Origin of the sequence: Longimicrobium sp., assembly GCF_036554565.1 — a bacterium.
Taxonomy (GTDB): Bacteria; Gemmatimonadota; Gemmatimonadetes; order Longimicrobiales; family Longimicrobiaceae; genus Longimicrobium.
Map to the genome: position 1 here is coordinate 1 of NZ_DATBNB010000343.1, position 2,578 is coordinate 2,578.

Here is a 2,578-nt window from a genome sequence, read left to right on the forward strand (position 1 = left end):
CCCGCGCAGTTTGCGGGGGAAGGGCTGGGGATGGGGGGCGGCCGAGGCATGCGGCCGGCCCAAGTCGAAGCGCCTCACTGCCCACAAAAGACGGCGGCCGCCCCACAAAGGGCGGCCGCCGCGGATGAGGGGTGGACGACCGCTACCCTGCCAGTCGCCCCCTCGAATCAAAGCTCGTCGTCCAGGTCCTCGTCGTCGAGCTCGTCGTCGAGGTCGTCGTCGAGATCGTCGTCATCCACCTCGTCGTCGAAGTCCTCGTCCTCGTCCAGCTCGTCATCATCATCCGGCGCCTCGAACAGGCGCTCTTCCCAGCCCTCGTCCTCGTCGTGCAGCCCGCGCCGCGCGACCACAACCCCTGGTTCACCCATCCAAGCCTCCCTCGGTTTCAGTTGGTCTCTCCTGCTCCGTTCGCCCACCGCACAGCATGGACCAGCGGCGAAGCCCGCACCCGCCGCCGTCCCGCCATGCCTCCACACGCGCCCGGCCTAGCGCAGCCGAACGCGTGCCACGTGCATGCCCGCCGCGGCCCACATCGACAGACACCACCTTGCCGCCGCCGAGCCCCACCACGGTGTACCCCGCCGGCGCCGAATCCGCTGTGGGCCCCTGTGGGCTTCGCTTTGGGATGCGCGACCGGCGGGAAACCAGAGAATACCGGGGGGCGCGGTAGAGAGCAAGCTTCGTCGGGAGTGGGCGGCACCCTGCGAACCCGTCGAGATGACAGGGCCCGGGATGGCGCCGCGAACGGCCGGGCGGCAGATTGCTCGCGCCCGCACCCGTCCCCCGCCCCGCCCGCTCCGTGACCGACGCCCATCCGCCTCACCCGCCCCAGGCCGCGCACCAGGTGATTACCCCGCGCGAAGAACGCTTCGAGGCCGTTCGCCGGCGCGCCGGATTCGTACTGGCGCCGCTGGCGTTCGCGATCGTCCTGCTGCTCCCCGCCGGCGGCATGAAGCCCGAGGCCCACCGGCTGGCGGCGGTCATGGCGGCGGTCGTGATCCTGTGGATGACGGAGGCGCTCCCCATGCCGGCCACCGCGCTGCTGGGTGCCGCGGCGGCCGTGGTGCTGCGCGTGGCGCCCGCCAAGGAGGTGTTCGCGCCCTTCGCCGATCCGCTGATCTTTCTGTTCATCGGCTCGTTCATCCTGGCGCGCGCGATCTTCCTCCACGGGCTGGACCGGCGCGTGGCGTACGCCGTGCTCGCCATGCGGTGGATCGGCGGGCGGCCTTCGCGGGTGCTGCTGGCGTTCGGCGCCGTCACCGCCACGCTGAGCGGATGGATGTCGAACACCGCGACGACGGCGATGATGTTCGGCATCGGCATGTCCATCCTGTCGGTGATGACGGCTTCCGGCGGGGCGGGCCGCCCCACGATAGACCCGCGCTACGCCACCGGGCTGATGCTGATGACCTCGTTCGCCGCTTCCATCGGCGGGCTGGCGACCCCCGTGGGCACGCCGCCGAACGTGATCGGCATCGGGTTCATCCGCGGAATGGTGAAGCAGGAGATCACCTTCTTCGAGTGGATGGCCGTGGGGGTGCCTGTCGTGGTGCTGCTGTTCATCTGCCTGTACCTGTACATGAACGCCCTGTCGCCCGCGGGCGTCGCCGTGCTGGGCGACAGCGCCGAGGTGATCCGCCGGGCGCGCGCGGAGCTGGGGCCGTGGTCCAGCGGGCAGCGGTCGGTGGCCCTCGCCTTCGGGCTGACGGCGGTGCTCTGGATCACCCCCGGCCTGTTCGCGCTCACCCTGGGCGAAGGAAGCAGCGTGTACCGCGGCATGAGCGCGCGGCTCCCCGAGTCGGCCGCCGCGCTGATCGGGGCGTTGCTGCTGTTCGTGCTTCCCGGCGACGGCGGCGCCCGCGCCATCACCTGGGACGACGCGGCGCGGATCGACTGGGGGGTGATCCTGCTCTACGGCGGCGGATTCGCGCTGGGCGTGCTCTCGTTCCAGACGGGGCTGGCCGAGGCCGTGGGGCGCGGGCTGACGGGGTTTCTGCCGCTGCGGGGCGAGTTCGGGCTGCTGCTGGCCTCCGTGGTGGTCGCCGTGCTGGTGTCGGAGACCACGTCGAACACCGCGTCGGCCAACATGGTGGTGCCGGTGGTGATCTCCATCGCCGTGGCGCAGGGGATCGATCCCCTGCTTCCCGCGCTCGGCGCGACGATGGCGGCCAGCCTGGGCTTCATGCTGCCGGTGTCCACGCCGTGCAACGCCATCGTGTACGGCTCCGGCTACGTGCCGCTGATGCGGATGGTGCGCTACGGCATCATCCTGGACCTGATCGGCATCGTCGTCATCACTGGCGCCGTGTGGCTGCTGGCGCCGTGGGTGCGGTGAGCACAGCTGGGCAAGGCTCGTCGGCAGTAGGCGGGCGCGATTACGGACCTGCCGCACACCCTTCTAGTTGTGCTGCGCCATACTCGGTCCGCTTTCGGCCTAGGGCCGGAGAGGAAGCCGATGGTGTCAGTGGCGGAGCGCTTGATGCGGCGCGATCGCTGGCCCAGCTTAGTAACGACGACATCTCAGTGGCCCCAAAGACAGGACCGAGTGCACTCACTGAGGGTTGCTCCACCCTGTCCG

General features: G+C 70.6%; 2 protein-coding genes. One reads left to right on the forward strand and one right to left on the reverse strand.

From position 1 onward, the window contains the following. Nucleotides 1-167: 167 nt before the first annotated feature. Nucleotides 168-368, reverse strand: coding sequence for a hypothetical protein (locus VIB55_RS09645; protein ID WP_331876439.1), 201 nt, complete (start codon nt 366-368; stop codon nt 168-170). Nucleotides 369-799: 431 nt separating this feature from the next. Between VIB55_RS09645 and VIB55_RS09650 the strand changes: the two genes are divergently transcribed. Then, complete coding sequence (locus VIB55_RS09650) at nt 800-2,335, forward strand: DASS family sodium-coupled anion symporter (protein WP_331876440.1); 1,536 nt, start codon at nt 800-802, stop codon at nt 2,333-2,335. Nucleotides 2,336-2,578 lie beyond the last annotated feature (243 nt).

What these genes read in the sequence shown, in the direction of transcription:
- VIB55_RS09645 (WP_331876439.1), bottom strand. Translation starts at nt 368, where the DNA reads ATGGGTGAACCAGGGGTTGTGGTCGCGCGGCGCGGGCTGCACGACGAG.